This is a genomic window from Pseudomonas sp. NBRC 111130 (assembly GCF_001320485.1).
In the GTDB taxonomy this organism is placed as follows: domain Bacteria; phylum Pseudomonadota; class Gammaproteobacteria; order Pseudomonadales; family Pseudomonadaceae; genus Aquipseudomonas; species Aquipseudomonas vlassakiae.
On sequence record NZ_BCBG01000015.1, the window covers coordinates 137,305 to 153,259 of the forward strand.

Consider the following 15,955-nt stretch of genomic DNA (forward strand, 5'->3'; position numbering starts at 1 on the left):
GCGGTCGAAGCCAGCCTTGTGACAACCTTTATTACGTTGTGACAACCTTTATTGTTTTGTGACAAACTTTATTATTCAAAAACACGTCTTTCCAGGCGGAAAATGCTTACTCTACCGTCACCGACTTGGCCAAGTTACGCGGCTGGTCGACGTCCGTACCCTTGAGCACCGCCACGTAGTACGAAAGCAGTTGCAGGGGAATGGTGTAGAGGATCGGCGCCAGTTCGTCGACGATGTGCGGCACCTTGATCACGTGAGTGCCTTCGCCGTTGCTCATGCCGGCATTCTCGTCAGCGAACACCACCAGCTCACCACCACGGGCACGCACTTCCTGCAGGTTGGACTTGAGCTTTTCCAGCAGTTCATTGTTAGGCGCTACAGTGACCACTGGCATGTCGTTATCCACAAGCGCCAGCGGACCGTGCTTGAGCTCACCGGCCGGGTAGGCTTCGGCGTGGATGTAGGAGATTTCCTTAAGCTTCAGCGCGCCCTCCATGGCCACCGGGTACTGGGCTCCTCGGCCGAGGAACAGGGTATGGTGCTTGTCGGCGAACAGCTCGGCAGTTTTCTCTACAGTGCTGTCCATGGCCAGGGCCTCCCCCAAGCGCGCGGGCAGACGACGCAGCTCTTCCACCAACTCGGCTTCGACGCCCGCTTCGAGGGTGCCGCGCACTTGGCCCAGCGCCAGGGTCAGCAGCATCAGCGAGACCAGCTGGGTGGTAAAGGCCTTGGTCGAAGCCACGCCGATTTCCGGGCCGGCCAGGGTCAGCAGGGTCAGGTCGGACTCACGCACCAGCGAGCTGATGCCGACGTTGCAGATGGCCAGGCTACCGAGGAAGCCCAGCTCCTTGGCGTTGCGCAGGGCAGCCAGGGTGTCGGCGGTTTCGCCAGACTGGGAGATCGAAACGAATAGCGTATCTGGCTGCACCACTACCTTGCGATAACGGAATTCGCTGGCCACTTCGACTTGGCATGGAATGCCAGCGAGGCTCTCCAGCCAGTAACGGGCGACCATGCCGGCGTGGTAGCTGGTACCGCAGGCGACGATCTGCACGTTACGCACTTTGGCGAACAGCTCGGCCGCCTGCGGGCCGAAAGCCTGGACCATCACGTGGTCCTTGCCCAAGCGGCCTTCCAGGGTCCGCTGGACCACGGTCGGCTGCTCGTGGATCTCCTTGAGCATGAAGTGACGATAGGCGCCCTTGTCGGCAGCTTCGGCGCCTTCGTGGTACTGCACGGTTTCACGCTGTACCGGCTCACCGGTCTGGTCCCAGATTCTTACCTGGTCGCGGCGAATCTCGGCGATATCACCCTCCTCCAGGTACATGAAACGGTCGGTGACCTGGCGCAGGGCCAGTTGGTCGGAAGCCAGGAAGTTCTCGCCGTGGCCCAGGCCAATTACCAGCGGGCTGCCGCTGCGTGCGGCTACCAGGCGGTCAGGTTGTGCCACGCTGATCAGCGCAAGGCCATAGGCACCGTGCAGACGCTTCACTGCCGCTTTAAGCGCATCGGCCAGGTCCGGAAGGGTCTTCAGGGTGTGGTGGATCAGGTGGACGATGACTTCGGTGTCGGTCTGCGAGCTAAACACGTAGCCCAGACCTTTCAGCTCTTCACGCAGCTCTTCGTGGTTTTCGATGATGCCGTTGTGCACCACCGCCACTTCGTTGCCGGAGAAATGCGGGTGGGCGTTGCCTTCGGTCGGTGCTCCGTGGGTGGCCCAGCGGGTGTGGGCGATGCCCAGTTGGCCGTTCAGCGGCTCGGCGGCAACAGCGGCCTGCAGCTCGGCAACTTTGCCGATCCGGCGGCGGCGCTGCAGTTCGCCCTGCTGGGTGTAGACAGCCAGGCCAGCACTGTCGTAGCCACGATATTCAAGACGCTTGAGGCCTTCGATGAGAATGGCAGTGATATTGCGCTCGGCTACGGCACCAACGATTCCACACATGTTTATTGCTCCTGGCTGATCGCGGCGCAAATCAGGTTGATGCCGCGGGCTTGAATCTGTTCGCGTGCCGCTGCAGGCAGGCGTTCATCTGTAATAAGGGTGTGCACGCTGCCCCACGGCAGCTCGAGATTGGGGATCTTGCGCCCGACCTTGTCCGACTCGACCATCACGATCACTTCGCGGGCTACCTCGGCCATTACCCGGCTCAGGCCAAGCAGCTCATTGAATGTGGTGGTGCCGCGCTGCAGGTCGATGCCATCGGCACCGATGAACAGCTGATCGAAATCGTAAGAGCGTAGGACCTGCTCGGCGACCTGACCTTGGAACGACTCGGAATGCGGGTCCCAGGTCCCCCCGGTCATCAGCAGCACCGGCTCGTGCTCGATCTCGCTGATGGCGCGGGCCACATTCAATGAATTGGTCATCACTACCAGACCGGGCTGGCGGCCCAGCTCCGGAATCATCGCAGCGGTAGTGCTGCCGCTGTCGATGATGATCCGCGCATGCTCGCGAATACGCCCGACCGCTGCACGGGCGATAGCCTTCTTGTAGGCAGAGACCGGTTGCGCCGGTTCACTGAGCATCTCCTGCGGTACCGGCACCGCACCGCCGTAGCGGCGCAGCAACAGGCCGTTGGCCTCAAGCGCGGCAAGGTCCTTGCGGATGGTCACTTCCGAGGTTTCGAAACGCTTGGCCAAGGCATCGACGCTCACCTCGCCTTGCTCGCTGAGCAAGGCCAGGATGTTGTGGCGGCGCTGGGGAGTGTTTCGTTTCGACATGGTCTGATAAGTTTCGATTCGAAAGATAATGATCGCAATCAAAACCTAAGTTCGTCGGTTCGTCAAGGTGTGGATAAAAATTCCTGACAACACAGATCCCTGTGGGAGCGGGCGTGCCCGCGAACACGGGCGCAGCCCGTGCCATACATCGTGTTGTCTACTTCGCGGGCAAGCCCGCTCCCAAAGGGTTGTGTGCAGGCATAAAAAAACCGACTTATTCACATAAGTCGGCTTTCGATCGAAACAGCTGTGTATAACTCAGCTTTTCTTGATCTTTTCCGGGCGCTTCCAGCCCGCGATATTGCGCTGGCGCGCACGGGCCACCGCCAAGTCACCTGCTTCGACAGCCTGAGTGATGGTCGAACCGGCCGCCGTGGTGGCACCGGCCTTGATTTCCACAGGCGCCACTAGCGAGTTGTTGGAGCCGATGAACACGTCCTCCCCCATCACGGTCTTGAACTTGTTGGCGCCATCGTAGTTGCAGGTAATGGTACCGGCGCCGATGTTGGTACGCGCACCGATCTCGGCGTCTCCCAGGTAGGTCAGATGGCCAGCCTTGGCGCCTTCCCCCAAATGGGCGTTTTTCAGTTCGACGAAGTTACCCACATGGGCCTTGGCTTCCAGCACGCTGCCCGGGCGCAGGCGGGCGAACGGCCCGGCATCGCTGCCCTCGCCCATCACCGCGCCGTCGAGATGCGTGTTGGCCTTGATGATTGCCCCCTTGCGCAGGGTGCTGTCCTTGATCACACAGTTCGGGCCGATCTGCACGTCGTCCTCGATGACTACCTTGCCTTCCAGGATGACGTTGATGTCGATCAGCACGTCGCGACCCACAGTCACTTCGCCACGCACATCGAAACGGGCCGGGTCGCGCAAGGTGACACCCTGGGCCATCAGGCGGCGGCCTTCACGCAGCTGGTAATGGCGCTCGAGTTCCGAGAGCTGGCGACGGTCATTGGCACCCTGTACTTCCATCGGGTCATGGGGCTGTTCGGTGGCGACCACCAGGCCATCAGCCACCGCCATGGCAATGACATCAGTGAGGTAGTACTCACCCTGGGCATTGTTGTTCGACAGGCGGCCCATCCAGTCGGCCAGGCGCGCGGCAGGCATGGCCAGAATACCGGTATTGCCTTCCTTGATCGCCTTTTGCGCTTCGCTGGCGTCCTTGTGCTCGACAATAGCGATCACTTGGCCTTCGCCATCACGCACGATGCGGCCATAACCGGTCGGGTCTTGCAAGGTGACGGTGAGCAGGCCGAGCTGCGTGTCGTTAACCTTCGCCAGCAACCGCTGCAGGGTTTCCACTTCGATTAGCGGCACATCGCCGTACAGCACCAGCACGGTATCGGCAGTGATCGCTGGCAAGGCCTGCGCAACGGCGTGACCCGTGCCCAGCTGCTTGTCTTGCATGACGAAATTCAGGTCGTCGGCTGCCAGGCGCTCACGCACCAGCTCGGCGCCGTGACCGATGACCACATGAATGCCCTGTGGCTGGAGCTGGCGCGCGCTGTGGATAACGTGACCGAGCATGGAGTTGCCGGCTACCGGGTGGAGTACCTTTGGCAGCGCCGAACGCATGCGTGTACCTTGGCCTGCGGCGAGAATGACGATATCGAGGGACATTGACTGGCTACCAATCCTGGGTGGTCAGGGATGACCGAAGAGGGAATTCAGAAAAAGAAAAAGGGTAGCCGAGGCTACCCTTTAACTCAATCGCAACGGAAGTATGCGGCAAAAGCCGGATTACTTGCCCTTGCGCATTTGCTGGACAGTACGCAGCTGAGCTGCTGCTTCGGCCAGACGTGCGGCAGCAGCACCGTAGTCGAAGTCCGAGCTTTTCGCGTTCAGGGCGTTCTCAGCAGCCTTGAGGGCTTCCTGAGCCTGAGCTTCGTCCAGGTCGGCAGCGCGCTGCACGGTGTCGGCAAGAACCTTCACCATGTTCGGCTGCACTTCGAGGAAGCCACCGGAGATGTAGAACACCTCACGATCGCCACCTTGCTTGGTCAGCGTGATCGGACCAGGCTTGAGATTGGTGATCAGCGGGGCGTGGCCTGGAGCGATACCAAGATCGCCCAGGTTGCCGTGCGCTACTACCATCTCGACCAGGCCGGAGAAGATTTCTCCTTCCGCGCTGACGATATCGCAATGGACTGTCATAGCCATCTGCTTGCCTCAACCTGATTAGCGCCCCTTGCGGGGCGCCGGGATTACAGTTTCTTGGCTTTCTCGATCGCTTCGTCGATGCTGCCGACCATGTAGAACGCTTGTTCTGGCAGGTGGTCGTAGTCACCTTTGAGGATGCCGCTGAAGCCAGCGATGGTGTCTTTCAGGGGAACGTACTTGCCTGGCGAACCGGTGAAGACTTCGGCCACGAAGAACGGCTGCGACAGGAAGCGCTGGATCTTACGAGCACGGGCTACCAGTTGCTTGTCGCTTTCGGACAGTTCGTCCATACCCAGGATCGCGATGATGTCCTTCAGCTCTTTGTAGCGCTGCAGAACATACTGAACGCCACGAGCGGTCTCGTAGTGTTCGTTGCCGATCACGTTCGGATCCAGCTGGCGCGAAGTCGAGTCCAGTGGGTCAACCGCTGGGTAGATACCCAGGGAAGCGATGTCACGGGACAGAACGACGGTGGCGTCCAGGTGAGCGAAGGTGGTCGCTGGCGACGGGTCGGTCAGGTCGTCCGCAGGTACGTATACGGCCTGAACGGAGGTGATCGAACCTTCTTTGGTCGAAGTGATACGCTCTTGCAGAACGCCCATCTCTTCGGCCAGGGTCGGCTGGTAACCTACTGCCGAAGGCATACGGCCCAGCAGTGCAGATACTTCGGTACCGGCCAGGGTGTAACGATAGATGTTGTCGACGAACAGCAGAACGTCGTTACCTTCGTCACGGAACTTCTCAGCCATGGTCAGGCCGGTCAGCGCTACGCGCAGACGGTTTCCTGGTGGCTCGTTCATCTGACCGTAGACCAGCGCTACCTTGTCGAGAACGTTGGAGTCCTTCATCTCGTGGTAGAAGTCGTTACCCTCACGAGTACGCTCACCCACACCAGCGAACACGGAGTAACCGCTGTGTTCCATGGCGATGTTACGGATCAGTTCCATCATGTTTACGGTCTTGCCGACGCCGGCGCCACCGAACAGACCAACCTTACCACCCTTGGCGAACGGGCAGACCAGGTCGATAACCTTGATGCCGGTTTCCAGCAGGTCGTTGCCGCCTGCCTGGTCAGCGAACGAAGGCGCTGGCTGGTGGATACCGCGACGCTCTTCTTCGCCGATCGGGCCGGCTTCGTCGATCGGGTTGCCAAGTACGTCCATGATACGGCCCAGGGTGGCCTTACCAACTGGAACGGAGATGGCAGCGCCGGTGTCGACGACATCCAGACCGCGCTTCAGGCCTTCGGTCGAGCCCATCGCAATGGTACGAACCACGCCGTCGCCCAGCTGCTGCTGAACTTCGAGGGTGGTTTCCGCGCCTTGAACTTTCAGCGCGTTGTAAACACTCGGTACGACGTCACGTGGGAATTCCACGTCGATGACGGCGCCGATGATTTGAACGATACGTCCGCTACTCATAGCTGGATCCTCTGAATTTTTGAACCGTTAAACCGCGGCAGCGCCGCCGACGATTTCCGAGATCTCCTGGGTGATCGCAGCCTGACGCGCCTTGTTGTAGATCAACTGCAGCTCTTTGATCAAATCACCGGCGTTGTCTGTGGCGTTCTTCATGGCGATCATCCGGGCTGCCTGTTCAGCAGCGTTGTTCTCGACCACCGCCTGGTATACCTGCGACTCCACGTAACGCACCATCAAGCCGTCCAGCAGCTCTTTTGCGTCAGGTTCGTACAGATAATCCCAGTGATGCTTGAGATCCTGATCCGGGGTTGCCACCAACGGTACCAATTGCTCGACCGTCGGTTTTTGGGTCATGGTGTTGATGAACTTGTTCGAAACCACCGAAAGGCGATCGATACGGCCGTCCAGGTAGGCGTCCAGCATCACTTTGACGGAGCCGATCAGATCGTTGATCGATGGCTCTTCGCCCAGGTGGCTGATCGCGGCTACCACGTTGCCGCCAAAGATGCGGAAGAAAGTCGCACCCTTGCTGCCGATCACGCACAGGTCGATTTCAACGCCCTGTTCGCGGTTTTCGTTCATGTCCTTGACCAGGGCCTTGAACAGGTTGGTGTTCAAGCCGCCGCACAGACCACGGTCACTGCTCACCACGATATAACCGGCGCGCTTAACAGGGCGCTCGATCATGAACGGGTGGCGGTATTCCGGGTTGGCGTTGGCCAGATGACCGATCACCTGGCGGATACGCTCCGCGTAAGGACGGCTAGCAGCCATGCGCATTTGTGCCTTGCGCATCTTGCTGACCGCCACTTTCTCCATGGCGCTGGTAATTTTTTGCGTGCTTTTGATGCTCGCAATCTTACTGCGAATCTCTTTTGCGCCTGCCATGTATCACCTATCAGGTTAGCAAGCGGGGGCCGGAGCCCCCGCTGCGGCTTACCAGGTCTGGGTGGCCTTGAACTTCTCGATACCGGCTTTCATGCCAGCGTCGATTTCGTCGTTGAAGTCACCCTTCACGTTGATCTTCGCCATCAGTTCGGCGTGATCACGGTTGAAGTAGGCGATCAGCGCTTGCTCGAAGCTACCGACCTTGGAGACTTCCACGTCAGTCAGGAAACCACGCTCAGCGGCGTACAGCGACAGGGCCATGTCCGCGATGGACATTGGCGCGTACTGCTTCTGCTTCATCAGCTCGGTTACGCGCTGACCATGCTCCAGCTGCTTGCGGGTCGCTTCGTCCAGATCGGAAGCGAACTGGGCGAATGCAGCCAGTTCACGGTACTGAGCCAGAGCGGTACGAATACCACCGGACAGCTTCTTGATGATCTTGGTCTGAGCGGCACCACCTACGCGGGATACCGAAACACCGGCGTTCACTGCAGGGCGGATGCCCGAGTTGAACATGGCCGATTCCAGGAAGATCTGACCGTCGGTGATGGAAATCACGTTGGTCGGAACGAACGCGGAAACGTCGCCAGCCTGGGTTTCGATGATCGGCAGGGCGGTCAGGGAACCGGTCTTGCCAGTGACTGCGCCGTTGGTGAACTTCTCGACGTACTCTTCCGAAACGCGCGATGCACGCTCCAGCAGACGGGAGTGGAGATAGAACACGTCACCTGGGTACGCTTCACGTCCTGGTGGACGGCGCAGCAGCAGGGAAATCTGACGGTAGGCAACGGCCTGCTTGGACAGGTCATCGTAAACGATCAGGGCGTCTTCACCGCGGTCACGGAAGAACTCGCCCATGGTGCAGCCGGCGTAAGGAGCCAGGAACTGCAGTGCGGCGGATTCCGAAGCACTGGCAACGACCACGATGGTGTTGGCCAGGGCGCCGGTTTCTTCCAGCTTGCGAACGATGTTGGCAACGGTGGAACGCTTTTGGCCGACTGCAACATAAACACAGAAAATACCGGAGTCTTTCTGGTTGATGATGGCGTCGATGGCCATGGCGGTCTTGCCGATCTGGCGGTCACCGATGATCAGCTCGCGCTGGCCACGGCCGACAGGAATCATGGCGTCGACGGACTTGTAGCCAGTCTGTACAGGCTGGTCTACCGACTTACGCCAGATCACGCCCGGAGCCACTTTCTCGACCGCGTCGGTCTGGGTGTTGCCCAGAGGACCCTTGCCGTCGATCGGATTGCCCAGTGCGTCAACGACGCGACCCAGCAGTTCCTTACCAACCGGAACTTCCAGGATGCGGCCGGTGCACTTGGCGCTCATGCCTTCGGCGAGGGTGTCATAGGCACCCAGGATCACCGCACCTACGGAGTCTTGCTCCAGGTTCAGGGCCATGCCGAATACGCTGCCAGGGAACTCGATCATTTCGCCGTACATGACGTCGGCCAGACCGTGGATCCGCACGATACCGTCGGATACCGAAACAACGGTACCTTCGTTACGGGCTTGGGAGCTCACATCGAGGTTGTCGATGCGGCCCTTGATGATTTCACTAATTTCGGAAGGATTGAGTTGCTGCATTGCTCTGCTGCCCCTTCAAACTCAAGATTTCAATGCTTCGGCCAGTTTCGCGATCTTGCCGCGAACAGAGCCATCGATTACCAGGTCACCAGCGCGGATGACGACGCCGCCAATCAGGCTGGCATCCTCCGACGCGTGCAGGCGAACTTCCTGGCCTAGCCGTGCACTGAGAACCTTGGCGAGTTTGTCTTGCTGTTCTTGGTTCAACGCGAAGGCACTGGTGACTTCCACGTCCACGGATTTCTCTTGCTCGGCCTTGTACAGGTCGAACAGAGCGGCAATCTCCGGCAAAAGCAGGAGACGGTCATTTTCCGCGGCAACATGAATGAAATTCTGTGCCTGTGCATTGAACTTGTCACCGCACACGTCAATGAACGTGGCGGCCTTTTCTGCGCTCGTCAGTCGCGGGGCCTTGAGCAGGCGCTGCATGGTGTCGTCTTGAGACACCGCAGCAGCCAGGCCGAGCATGGCTGACCAATTGGCCAGTTGCTGATGGGCCTGGGCATGCTCAAAGGCAGCCTTAGCGTAAGGTCGGGCCAACGTGGTCAGTTCTGCCATGATCGCCCTCGCTTAAATTTCAGCGGCCAGTTTGTTAACCAGCTCCGCATGCGCGTTTTGATCGATTGTGGCGCCAAGGATCTTTTCAGCACCGCCAACAGCCAGGGCACCCACTTGGGCACGCAGGGCGTCTTTCGCGCTGTTCAGTTCCTGTTCGATCTCGGCCAGAGCCTGAGCCTTCACACGGTCAGCTTCGACGCGGGCCTGGTCACGGGCTTCCTCGACAAGCTGAGCAGCGCGCTTCTTGCTTTGCTCAATGATTTCGGCTGCCTGTGCTTTAGCTTCACGCAGTTGCTGACCCACTTTTTCTTGGGCCAGCTCCAGGTCGCGAGCTGCGCGGTTGGCAGCGTCCAAGCCGTCGGCAATCTTCTTTTGACGCTCCTGCAGAGCAGTGATGACCGGAGGCCATACGTACTTCATGCAGAAGAGTACAAAAATCAGGAAGGCAACGGATTGGCCAATCAGGGTTGCATTAATGTTCACGCCAACACCTCGCTCGGTCTTAATTCATCACAGCCATCAACTCGTGGTTACGAGTGATTAGCCGGCGATCTGACCAACGAACGGATTCGCGAAGGTGAAGAACAGAGCGATACCAACACCGATCATGGTTACGGCGTCGAGCAGACCGGCAACGATGAACATTTTCACCTGCAGCATCGGAACCATTTCTGGTTGACGAGCAGCGCCTTCCAGGAATTTGCCGCCCAGCAGGCCGAAACCAATGGCGGTACCCAGAGCACCCAGGCCGATCAGCAGAGCAACAGCGATAGCGGTCAGACCAACTACAGTTTCCATCTTTCCTCCCGACTTTTACGTCGTATTGGTTAGGTTTTTAAGTTGAAGCGGTAAAACAAATCGTTTGGTACAGCTGCCCTTGCGGACTTTTAAAGCCTTCCCCCCAAACGAGCGGGGAAGGCTACAAGACACGCCAGGCGGTCTTAATGGTTATCTTCATGAGCCATCGACAGGTAGACGATGGTCAGCATCATGAAGATGAAAGCTTGCAGCGTGATGATCAGGATGTGGAACACAGCCCATGCCCACTGCAGCACGACACCCAGGCCGCTCAGCCAGAGGATGCCGGCGCCGAACATCACGGCGATGAGGATGAACACCAGTTCGCCAGCGTACATGTTGCCGAAAAGACGCAGTGCCAGGGAGATCGGCTTGGCGATCAGGGTGACGAATTCGAGCAGGAAGTTCACCGGGATCAGCAGGATCTGAACGAAGATGTTCTTGCTGCCGAACGGGTGCAGGGTGAGCTCACCGATGAAGCCGCCCAGGCCCTTGACCTTGATGCTGTAGAAGATGATCAGGGCGAACACGCAGAAGGCCATGGCCAGGGTCGCGTTCGGGTCGGTGGTCGACACTGCACGGAACGGAATGTGCGGATCACCGGAGATCAGCATGGCCAGCTGAGGAATCCAGTCGACCGGTACCAGGTCGATGGCGTTCATCAGGAATACCCAGACGAAGATGGTCAGCGCCAGCGGGGCGATTACCGGGCTACGGCCGTGGAAGGAGTCCTTCACGCTGCCATGGACGAAGTCCACCATCACTTCCACGAAGTTCTGCAGGCCGCCTGGTTGACCAGAAGTCGCCTTCTTGGCCGCCATGCGGAAGATGAACAGGAAGATCAGACCCAGCGCGACGGACCAACCCAGGGTGTCCAGGTGGAACGCCCAGAAGCCCATTGCCTTGGCTTCTGCAGCCGAATGGGCAAAGCCCCAGCTGCCGTCTGGTAGTTGACCGTAGGTCAGGTTCTGCAAGTGGTGCTGGATATAGCCCGAAGCGGTTTCTGCTGCCATGGTTGCCTCAAACGCCCTAAGGTCTCGAAAGTCTTTTATTCATCAGCAGGGGCGCGAACCAGCTGACCAAAAGGGTCAACACGAAGACGCCGAAGACTGCTAACGGCGCCAGTGGCTTCACTCCTGCGAAGGTCAGTGCAAATAGCACTGCCGTCAAAATCATCTTGCCTGCCTCGCCAGCGTAAAACGACTTGACGATGGCTTGTGCCGCCCGAGCTCCGCTGAAGCGAAAAGCCTTCCAGGCGAAATACACATTGGGCAGCCAGGCAATCAAACCTCCGCAAAGGCCTGAATATCCACTGACCGCCCCTTTCCACTGCCACAACACGAAGGTTGCCAGCAGCAGTACGACGAATTGAGCCAGCAGTACCGGAAAAACCGCCCAGCGATGGAAAGGCAGGCGGTTTGGCGTGCGGATTTCCATCACAACTGCTCCTCGGAAGTCGACCAACAAGTCAGTTATGACTTGGCATAATTTGTGCCGACAAAATGCGCGCAGAGTATAGGGGTGGATTAACCCCTATTCAACTCTTCGGTAGTGATTTCCGACTGCTCGCTACAACGGGAATTGTTTCAGCGGATGTGAGCAAGCACGCCTTGCAACTCGTCAAGCGAGTTGTAGCGGATAACCAACTGGCCTTTGCCCTTGTTGCCGTGGCGTATCTGCACGGCGGAGCCAAGGCGCTCTGCGAGCCGCTGTTCAAGGCGTGCAATGTCCGGATCAGGTTTGCTCGGTTCGACCGGATCAGGCTTGCCGTTGAGCCATTGACGGACCAGTGCCTCAGTTTGGCGCACGGTCAGGCCACGTGCGACAACATGACGCGCCCCCTCTTCCTGACGTTCTTCCTCGAGGCCGAGCAATGCGCGGGCGTGGCCCATCTCCAGGTCGCCGTGGGCGAGCATGGTCTTGATTGCCTCGGGCAGCGAAATCAGGCGCAACAGGTTGGCCACGGTCACCCGCGACTTGCCCACGGCATCGGCCACCTGTTGCTGGGTCAGCTCGAACTCTTGCTGCAGGCGCTGCAGGGCCAGGGCTTCTTCCAGCGGGTTGAGGTCCTCGCGCTGAATGTTCTCGATCAGCGCCATGGCGATGGCGGCTTCATCCGGCACTTCGCGCACCATCGCCGGGATGGTGTCGAGACCGGCTTGCTGGGTGGCGCGCCAGCGGCGCTCACCGGCAATGATCTCATAGCGGCTACCGTCGATCGGGCGGACCACGATCGGTTGCATCACCCCATGGTTGCGAATCGAGTGTGCGAGTTCTTCCAGTGCCTCGGGGTCCATGTCGCGGCGCGGCTGGTATTTGCCGCGCTGGATCAGTTCGACGGGCAGGTGTTGCAGTTCTTTCTGGTCGATCTTCACAGCCTGCTCTTCGAGCGCGCTGACGGAAGGACCACTTAGCAGTGCATCCAACCCACGTCCGAGACCCCGTTTCTTAACGGCCATGCGGATTCCTTAAGTTGTCTGTGCAGTGCGTGATTGACGGCGTTGACGGCGTACCAGTTCACCGGCCAAGGCCAGATAAGCCAGAGCGCCACGCGATTGCTTGTCGTAGGCCAGCGCCGGCATGCCGAAGCTCGGAGCCTCGGCCAGGCGGATGTTGCGCGGAATGACCGTGTCGTACAGCTGCTCGCCGAAATGCTCCTTGAGCTGCGCCGAAACATCATTGTTCAGGCTCAGGCGCGGGTCATACATGGTCCGCAGCAGGCCTTCGATCTTGAGCTCCGGGTTCAACCGGGCAGCGATGCGCTTGATGTTATCCACAAGGTCGCTGAGCCCTTCCAGTGCGTAGTACTCACACTGCATCGGGATGATGACCCCATCGGAGGCGACCAGCGCATTGAGCGTCAGCATCGACAGCGACGGCGGGCAGTCGATGAGGATGAAATCGTAGTTTTCGCGGATCGGCGCCAGCGCGTTGCGCAGGCGGCTTTCCTTGACCTGCATTTCCAGCAGCACCACTTCCGCGGCGGTCAGGTCGCGGTTAGCCGGCAGCAGCTGGAAGCCGCCGTGCTCGGAGTAGTGCATGGCCTGGGCAAGGTCGCATTCCCCGATCAGCAGGTCATAGACCGAATGCTCGAGTTCGTGTTTGTCCACACCGCTACCCATGGTCGCGTTGCCCTGGGGATCGAGGTCGATCAGCAGCACACGACGCTTGGTCGCGGCCAGCGATGCTGCGAGGTTGATACAGGTAGTGGTCTTGCCGACACCACCTTTCTGGTTCGCGATTGCGAATACCTTAGCCATTGTTGCGTGTGTTCCCAATCAAGCCTTGCGGCGCAGTATCAGCAGATGGCGCTGGCCCTGGCAACCCGGAACGGTCAGGGCCTGCTCGCTTTCCACTGTGAAGTCTGCGGGCAATGCTACCAGTTCATCGGCAGGATGCAGCCCCTTCATTGCAAGCCATTGCGTCCCGGTGTCGCCCAGATGGCGTGTCCAGTTGGTGAAGTTCTCCATGCTGCTGAAGGCGCGGGAGATGATGCCGCTGAACGGTTGCGACGGCTGGAAGGCTTCGACCCGGCTGTGGATAACCGTGAGGTTGTCCAGCTTCAGCTCCATCTTCACCTGGGTCAGGAAGCGCGTCTTCTTGCCATTGGCGTCCAGCACCGTCACCTGCTTGTGCGGATGCAGGATAGCCAAAGGAATGCCGGGCATGCCACCGCCGCTGCCAACATCCAGCCAGTTGTCACGCTCGCTGTGGATAAACGACATGACGCTGAGGCTGTCGAGCAGATGGCGGGAAACCATCTCGTCCGGGTTGCGCACGGCAGTGAGGTTGTAGGCTTTGTTCCATTTGATCAACAGGGCCAGGTAGCCCAGCAGCTTCTCGTGCTGCTCGGCGCTCAGCTCGACACCAAGCTGGCGCGCACCTGTGGACAACTCTTCGGCGTGTTGCGGGGTGACCAGGGAACTCAAGCGCTTTGCTCCAATTCGCGGCCAGCGCCGCGTTTTTTCAGATGAATCAACAACAGGGATATGGCTGCCGGGGTAACGCCTGGAATACGCGAAGCCTGGCCCAGTGTCTCTGGACGGGTCTGGCCGAGCTTGCCCTGGATCTCCTTCGACAGCCCGGAAATCGTGGTGTAGTCGATATCCACAGGCAGCCGGGTGTCTTCGCTGGCTCGCAGGCGGGCGATCTCGTCCTGTTGGCGATCGATGTATCCGGCGTACTTGGTCTTGATCTCGACCTGCTCGGCGACCTGTGGATCGATTTCTGCACCGCCGGTCGCTTCGATCAGCCCGGCATAGTCGATCTCAGGCCGCGCCAGCAGGTTGAGCAGGCTGTACTCGTGGGCCAGTGGAGTACCGAACTTATCCACAATCGCTTGGCCTTGCTCGGTGTTCGGGCGTACCCAGGTCGATTTCAGGCGCTGCTCTTCCCGCTCGATGCCGTCGCGCTTGGCGCAGAACGCGGCCCAGCGATCGTCGTCGATCAGGCCGAGCTCGCGGCCCTTCTCGGTCAGGCGCAGGTCGGCGTTGTCTTCACGCAGGATCAGCCGGTATTCAGCGCGCGAAGTGAACATGCGATACGGCTCCTGGGTACCCAGGGTAATCAGGTCGTCGACCAGTACGCCGATGTACGCCTCGTCGCGGCGCGGGCACCAGCTTTCGCGGCCTTGCGCACGCAACGCGGCGTTGGTCCCGGCCAGCAGCCCCTGGGCGCCGGCTTCTTCGTAGCCGGTGGTGCCGTTGATCTGGCCGGCGAAGAACAGGCCACCGATGACTTTGGTCTCGAGGCTGTACTTCAGGTCACGCGGGTCGAAGTAGTCGTACTCGATGGCGTAGCCCGGGCGAACGATATGGGCGTTTTCCATACCGCGGATCGAGCGCACCAGCTCCAGCTGCACATCGAACGGCAGCGAAGTGGAAATACCGTTGGGGTACAGCTCGTGGGTGGTCAGGCCTTCCGGCTCGATGAACACCTGGTGGCTTTCCTTGTCGGCGAAGCGGTGGATCTTGTCTTCGATCGACGGGCAATAGCGCGGGCCAACACCCTCGATCACACCGGAGTACATCGGTGAACGGTCCAGGTTCGAAGCAATGATCTCGTGGGTGCGGGCGTTGGTGTGGGTAATCCAGCAGCTCACCTGGCGTGGGTGCATGTTGGCGTTGCCCATGAACGACATCACCGGGATCGGCGTGTCGCCAGGTTGCTCGGTCATCACCGAGAAATCCACGGAACGGCCATCGATACGCGGCGGAGTACCGGTTTTCAGGCGGCCAACGCGCAGCGGCAGTTCGCGCATGCGGTGAGCCAGGGCGATTGACGGCGGATCACCGGCACGACCGCCGGAATGATTCTGCAGGCCGATGTGGATAAGCCCGCCGAGGAAAGTACCGGTGGTCAGTACCACCGATTCAGCGAAGAACCGCAGCCCCATCTGGGTTACCACGCCTTTGACCTGGTCCTGTTCGACGATCAGGTCGTCACACGACTGCTGGAATATCCACAGGTTCGGCTGGTTTTCCAGGATTTCGCGTACCACAGCCTTGTAGATGGCGCGGTCGGCCTGGGCGCGGGTGGCGCGTACGGCCGGGCCCTTGCGGTTGTTCAGGATGCGGAACTGAATGCCGCTCTTGTCGGTGGCCAGCGCCATGGCGCCGCCGAGTGCATCGATCTCTTTGACCAGATGGCTCTTGCCGATGCCACCAATCGCCGGGTTGCAGCTCATGTGACCGAGGGTTTCCACGTTATGGGTCAACAGCAGGGTTTTCACACCCATGCGTGCTGACGCAAGCGCAGCCTCGGTACCGGCATGGCCGCCGCCGATGACGATCACTTCAAAACGGGAAGGG

The 15,955-nt window shown here is 59.6% G+C and carries 16 protein-coding genes; all 16 read right to left on the bottom strand.

Annotated elements, in window-relative coordinates:
• Positions 1–106 precede the first annotated feature (106 nt).
• Positions 107–1,942: a glutamine--fructose-6-phosphate transaminase (isomerizing) gene (glmS, locus tag APH33_RS09255; RefSeq protein ID WP_054884838.1), complete on the bottom strand. Its 1,836-nt coding sequence runs from the start codon at positions 1,940–1,942 to the stop codon at positions 107–109.
• A gap of 2 nt (positions 1,943–1,944) precedes the next feature.
• Positions 1,945–2,721: a DeoR/GlpR family DNA-binding transcription regulator gene (locus APH33_RS09260; RefSeq protein WP_054884856.1), complete on the bottom strand. Its 777-nt coding sequence runs from the start codon at positions 2,719–2,721 to the stop codon at positions 1,945–1,947.
• Between the two features lie 258 nt (positions 2,722–2,979).
• Entirely contained in the window at positions 2,980–4,347 is a 1,368-nt protein-coding gene (glmU, locus tag APH33_RS09265) for a bifunctional UDP-N-acetylglucosamine diphosphorylase/glucosamine-1-phosphate N-acetyltransferase GlmU (RefSeq protein ID WP_054884839.1), read from the bottom strand.
• A gap of 120 nt (positions 4,348–4,467) precedes the next feature.
• Positions 4,468–4,887: a F0F1 ATP synthase subunit epsilon gene (locus tag APH33_RS09270; protein ID WP_033695933.1), complete on the bottom strand. Its 420-nt coding sequence runs from the start codon at positions 4,885–4,887 to the stop codon at positions 4,468–4,470.
• A 44-nt stretch (positions 4,888–4,931) separates the two neighbouring features.
• Positions 4,932–6,308, bottom strand: a complete 1,377-nt coding sequence (gene atpD / locus APH33_RS09275) for a F0F1 ATP synthase subunit beta (protein WP_054884840.1) — start codon at positions 6,306–6,308, stop codon at positions 4,932–4,934.
• A gap of 27 nt (positions 6,309–6,335) precedes the next feature.
• On the bottom strand, positions 6,336–7,196 hold the full coding sequence (atpG, locus tag APH33_RS09280; RefSeq protein ID WP_013974905.1) for a F0F1 ATP synthase subunit gamma: 861 nt from the start codon (positions 7,194–7,196) through the stop codon (positions 6,336–6,338).
• Positions 7,197–7,244: 48 nt separating this feature from the next.
• Positions 7,245–8,789 (bottom strand): F0F1 ATP synthase subunit alpha, encoded by a 1,545-nt coding sequence (atpA, locus tag APH33_RS09285; RefSeq protein ID WP_054884841.1) that lies wholly within the window; start codon positions 8,787–8,789, stop codon positions 7,245–7,247.
• 21 nt (positions 8,790–8,810) lie between these two features.
• Entirely contained in the window at positions 8,811–9,347 is a 537-nt protein-coding gene (locus APH33_RS09290; protein ID WP_003253191.1) for a F0F1 ATP synthase subunit delta, read from the bottom strand.
• A gap of 12 nt (positions 9,348–9,359) precedes the next feature.
• Positions 9,360–9,830, bottom strand: a complete 471-nt coding sequence (locus APH33_RS09295) for a F0F1 ATP synthase subunit B (protein ID WP_027917106.1) — start codon at positions 9,828–9,830, stop codon at positions 9,360–9,362.
• Positions 9,831–9,887: 57 nt separating this feature from the next.
• Positions 9,888–10,145 carry a F0F1 ATP synthase subunit C gene (gene atpE, locus APH33_RS09300; protein WP_003097235.1) on the bottom strand — a complete coding sequence of 86 codons (258 nt, stop codon included), beginning with the start codon at positions 10,143–10,145 and terminating at the stop codon, positions 9,888–9,890.
• 143 nt (positions 10,146–10,288) lie between these two features.
• A complete protein-coding gene (gene atpB / locus APH33_RS09305; protein WP_054884842.1) occupies positions 10,289–11,158 on the bottom strand; it encodes a F0F1 ATP synthase subunit A in 870 nt (289 codons plus the stop codon).
• Positions 11,159–11,174: 16 nt separating this feature from the next.
• The gene (locus APH33_RS09310; RefSeq protein ID WP_054884843.1) at positions 11,175–11,582 is read right to left on the bottom strand and encodes a F0F1 ATP synthase subunit I; all 408 of its coding nucleotides are present in this window, start codon (positions 11,580–11,582) and stop codon (positions 11,175–11,177) included.
• Between the two features lie 149 nt (positions 11,583–11,731).
• On the bottom strand, positions 11,732–12,604 hold the full coding sequence (locus tag APH33_RS09315; RefSeq protein WP_054884844.1) for a ParB/RepB/Spo0J family partition protein: 873 nt from the start codon (positions 12,602–12,604) through the stop codon (positions 11,732–11,734).
• A gap of 9 nt (positions 12,605–12,613) precedes the next feature.
• The gene (locus tag APH33_RS09320) at positions 12,614–13,405 is read right to left on the bottom strand and encodes a ParA family protein (protein ID WP_012316952.1); all 792 of its coding nucleotides are present in this window, start codon (positions 13,403–13,405) and stop codon (positions 12,614–12,616) included.
• 18 nt (positions 13,406–13,423) lie between these two features.
• Positions 13,424–14,074 carry a 16S rRNA (guanine(527)-N(7))-methyltransferase RsmG gene (gene rsmG, locus APH33_RS09325; protein WP_054884845.1) on the bottom strand — a complete coding sequence of 217 codons (651 nt, stop codon included), beginning with the start codon at positions 14,072–14,074 and terminating at the stop codon, positions 13,424–13,426.
• On the bottom strand, positions 14,071–15,955 hold a 1,885-nt coding region (gene mnmG, locus APH33_RS09330), incomplete at its 5' end, for a tRNA uridine-5-carboxymethylaminomethyl(34) synthesis enzyme MnmG (protein WP_156351923.1). The genes rsmG and mnmG, both read right to left, overlap by 4 nt.

Bases quoted from the DNA above. Each gene is read 5' to 3' on its own strand.
- APH33_RS09310 (WP_054884843.1), bottom strand. From the start codon at position 11,582: ATGGAAATCCGCACGCCAAACCGCCTGCCTTTCCATCGCTGGGCGGTT.
- APH33_RS09290 (WP_003253191.1), bottom strand. From the start codon at position 9,347: ATGGCAGAACTGACCACGTTGGCCCGACCTTACGCTAAGGCTGCCTTT.
- atpG (WP_013974905.1), bottom strand. From the start codon at position 7,196: ATGGCAGGCGCAAAAGAGATTCGCAGTAAGATTGCGAGCATCAAAAGC.
- glmS (WP_054884838.1), bottom strand. From the start codon at position 1,942: ATGTGTGGAATCGTTGGTGCCGTAGCCGAGCGCAATATCACTGCCATT.
- APH33_RS09320 (WP_012316952.1), bottom strand. From the start codon at position 13,405: ATGGCTAAGGTATTCGCAATCGCGAACCAGAAAGGTGGTGTCGGCAAG.
- APH33_RS09315 (WP_054884844.1), bottom strand. From the start codon at position 12,604: ATGGCCGTTAAGAAACGGGGTCTCGGACGTGGGTTGGATGCACTGCTA.
- glmU (WP_054884839.1), bottom strand. From the start codon at position 4,347: ATGTCCCTCGATATCGTCATTCTCGCCGCAGGCCAAGGTACACGCATG.
- atpB (WP_054884842.1), bottom strand. From the start codon at position 11,158: ATGGCAGCAGAAACCGCTTCGGGCTATATCCAGCACCACTTGCAGAAC.
- atpD (WP_054884840.1), bottom strand. From the start codon at position 6,308: ATGAGTAGCGGACGTATCGTTCAAATCATCGGCGCCGTCATCGACGTG.
- atpA (WP_054884841.1), bottom strand. From the start codon at position 8,789: ATGCAGCAACTCAATCCTTCCGAAATTAGTGAAATCATCAAGGGCCGC.
- APH33_RS09270 (WP_033695933.1), bottom strand. From the start codon at position 4,887: ATGGCTATGACAGTCCATTGCGATATCGTCAGCGCGGAAGGAGAAATC.
- APH33_RS09260 (WP_054884856.1), bottom strand. From the start codon at position 2,721: ATGTCGAAACGAAACACTCCCCAGCGCCGCCACAACATCCTGGCCTTG.
- atpE (WP_003097235.1), bottom strand. From the start codon at position 10,145: ATGGAAACTGTAGTTGGTCTGACCGCTATCGCTGTTGCTCTGCTGATC.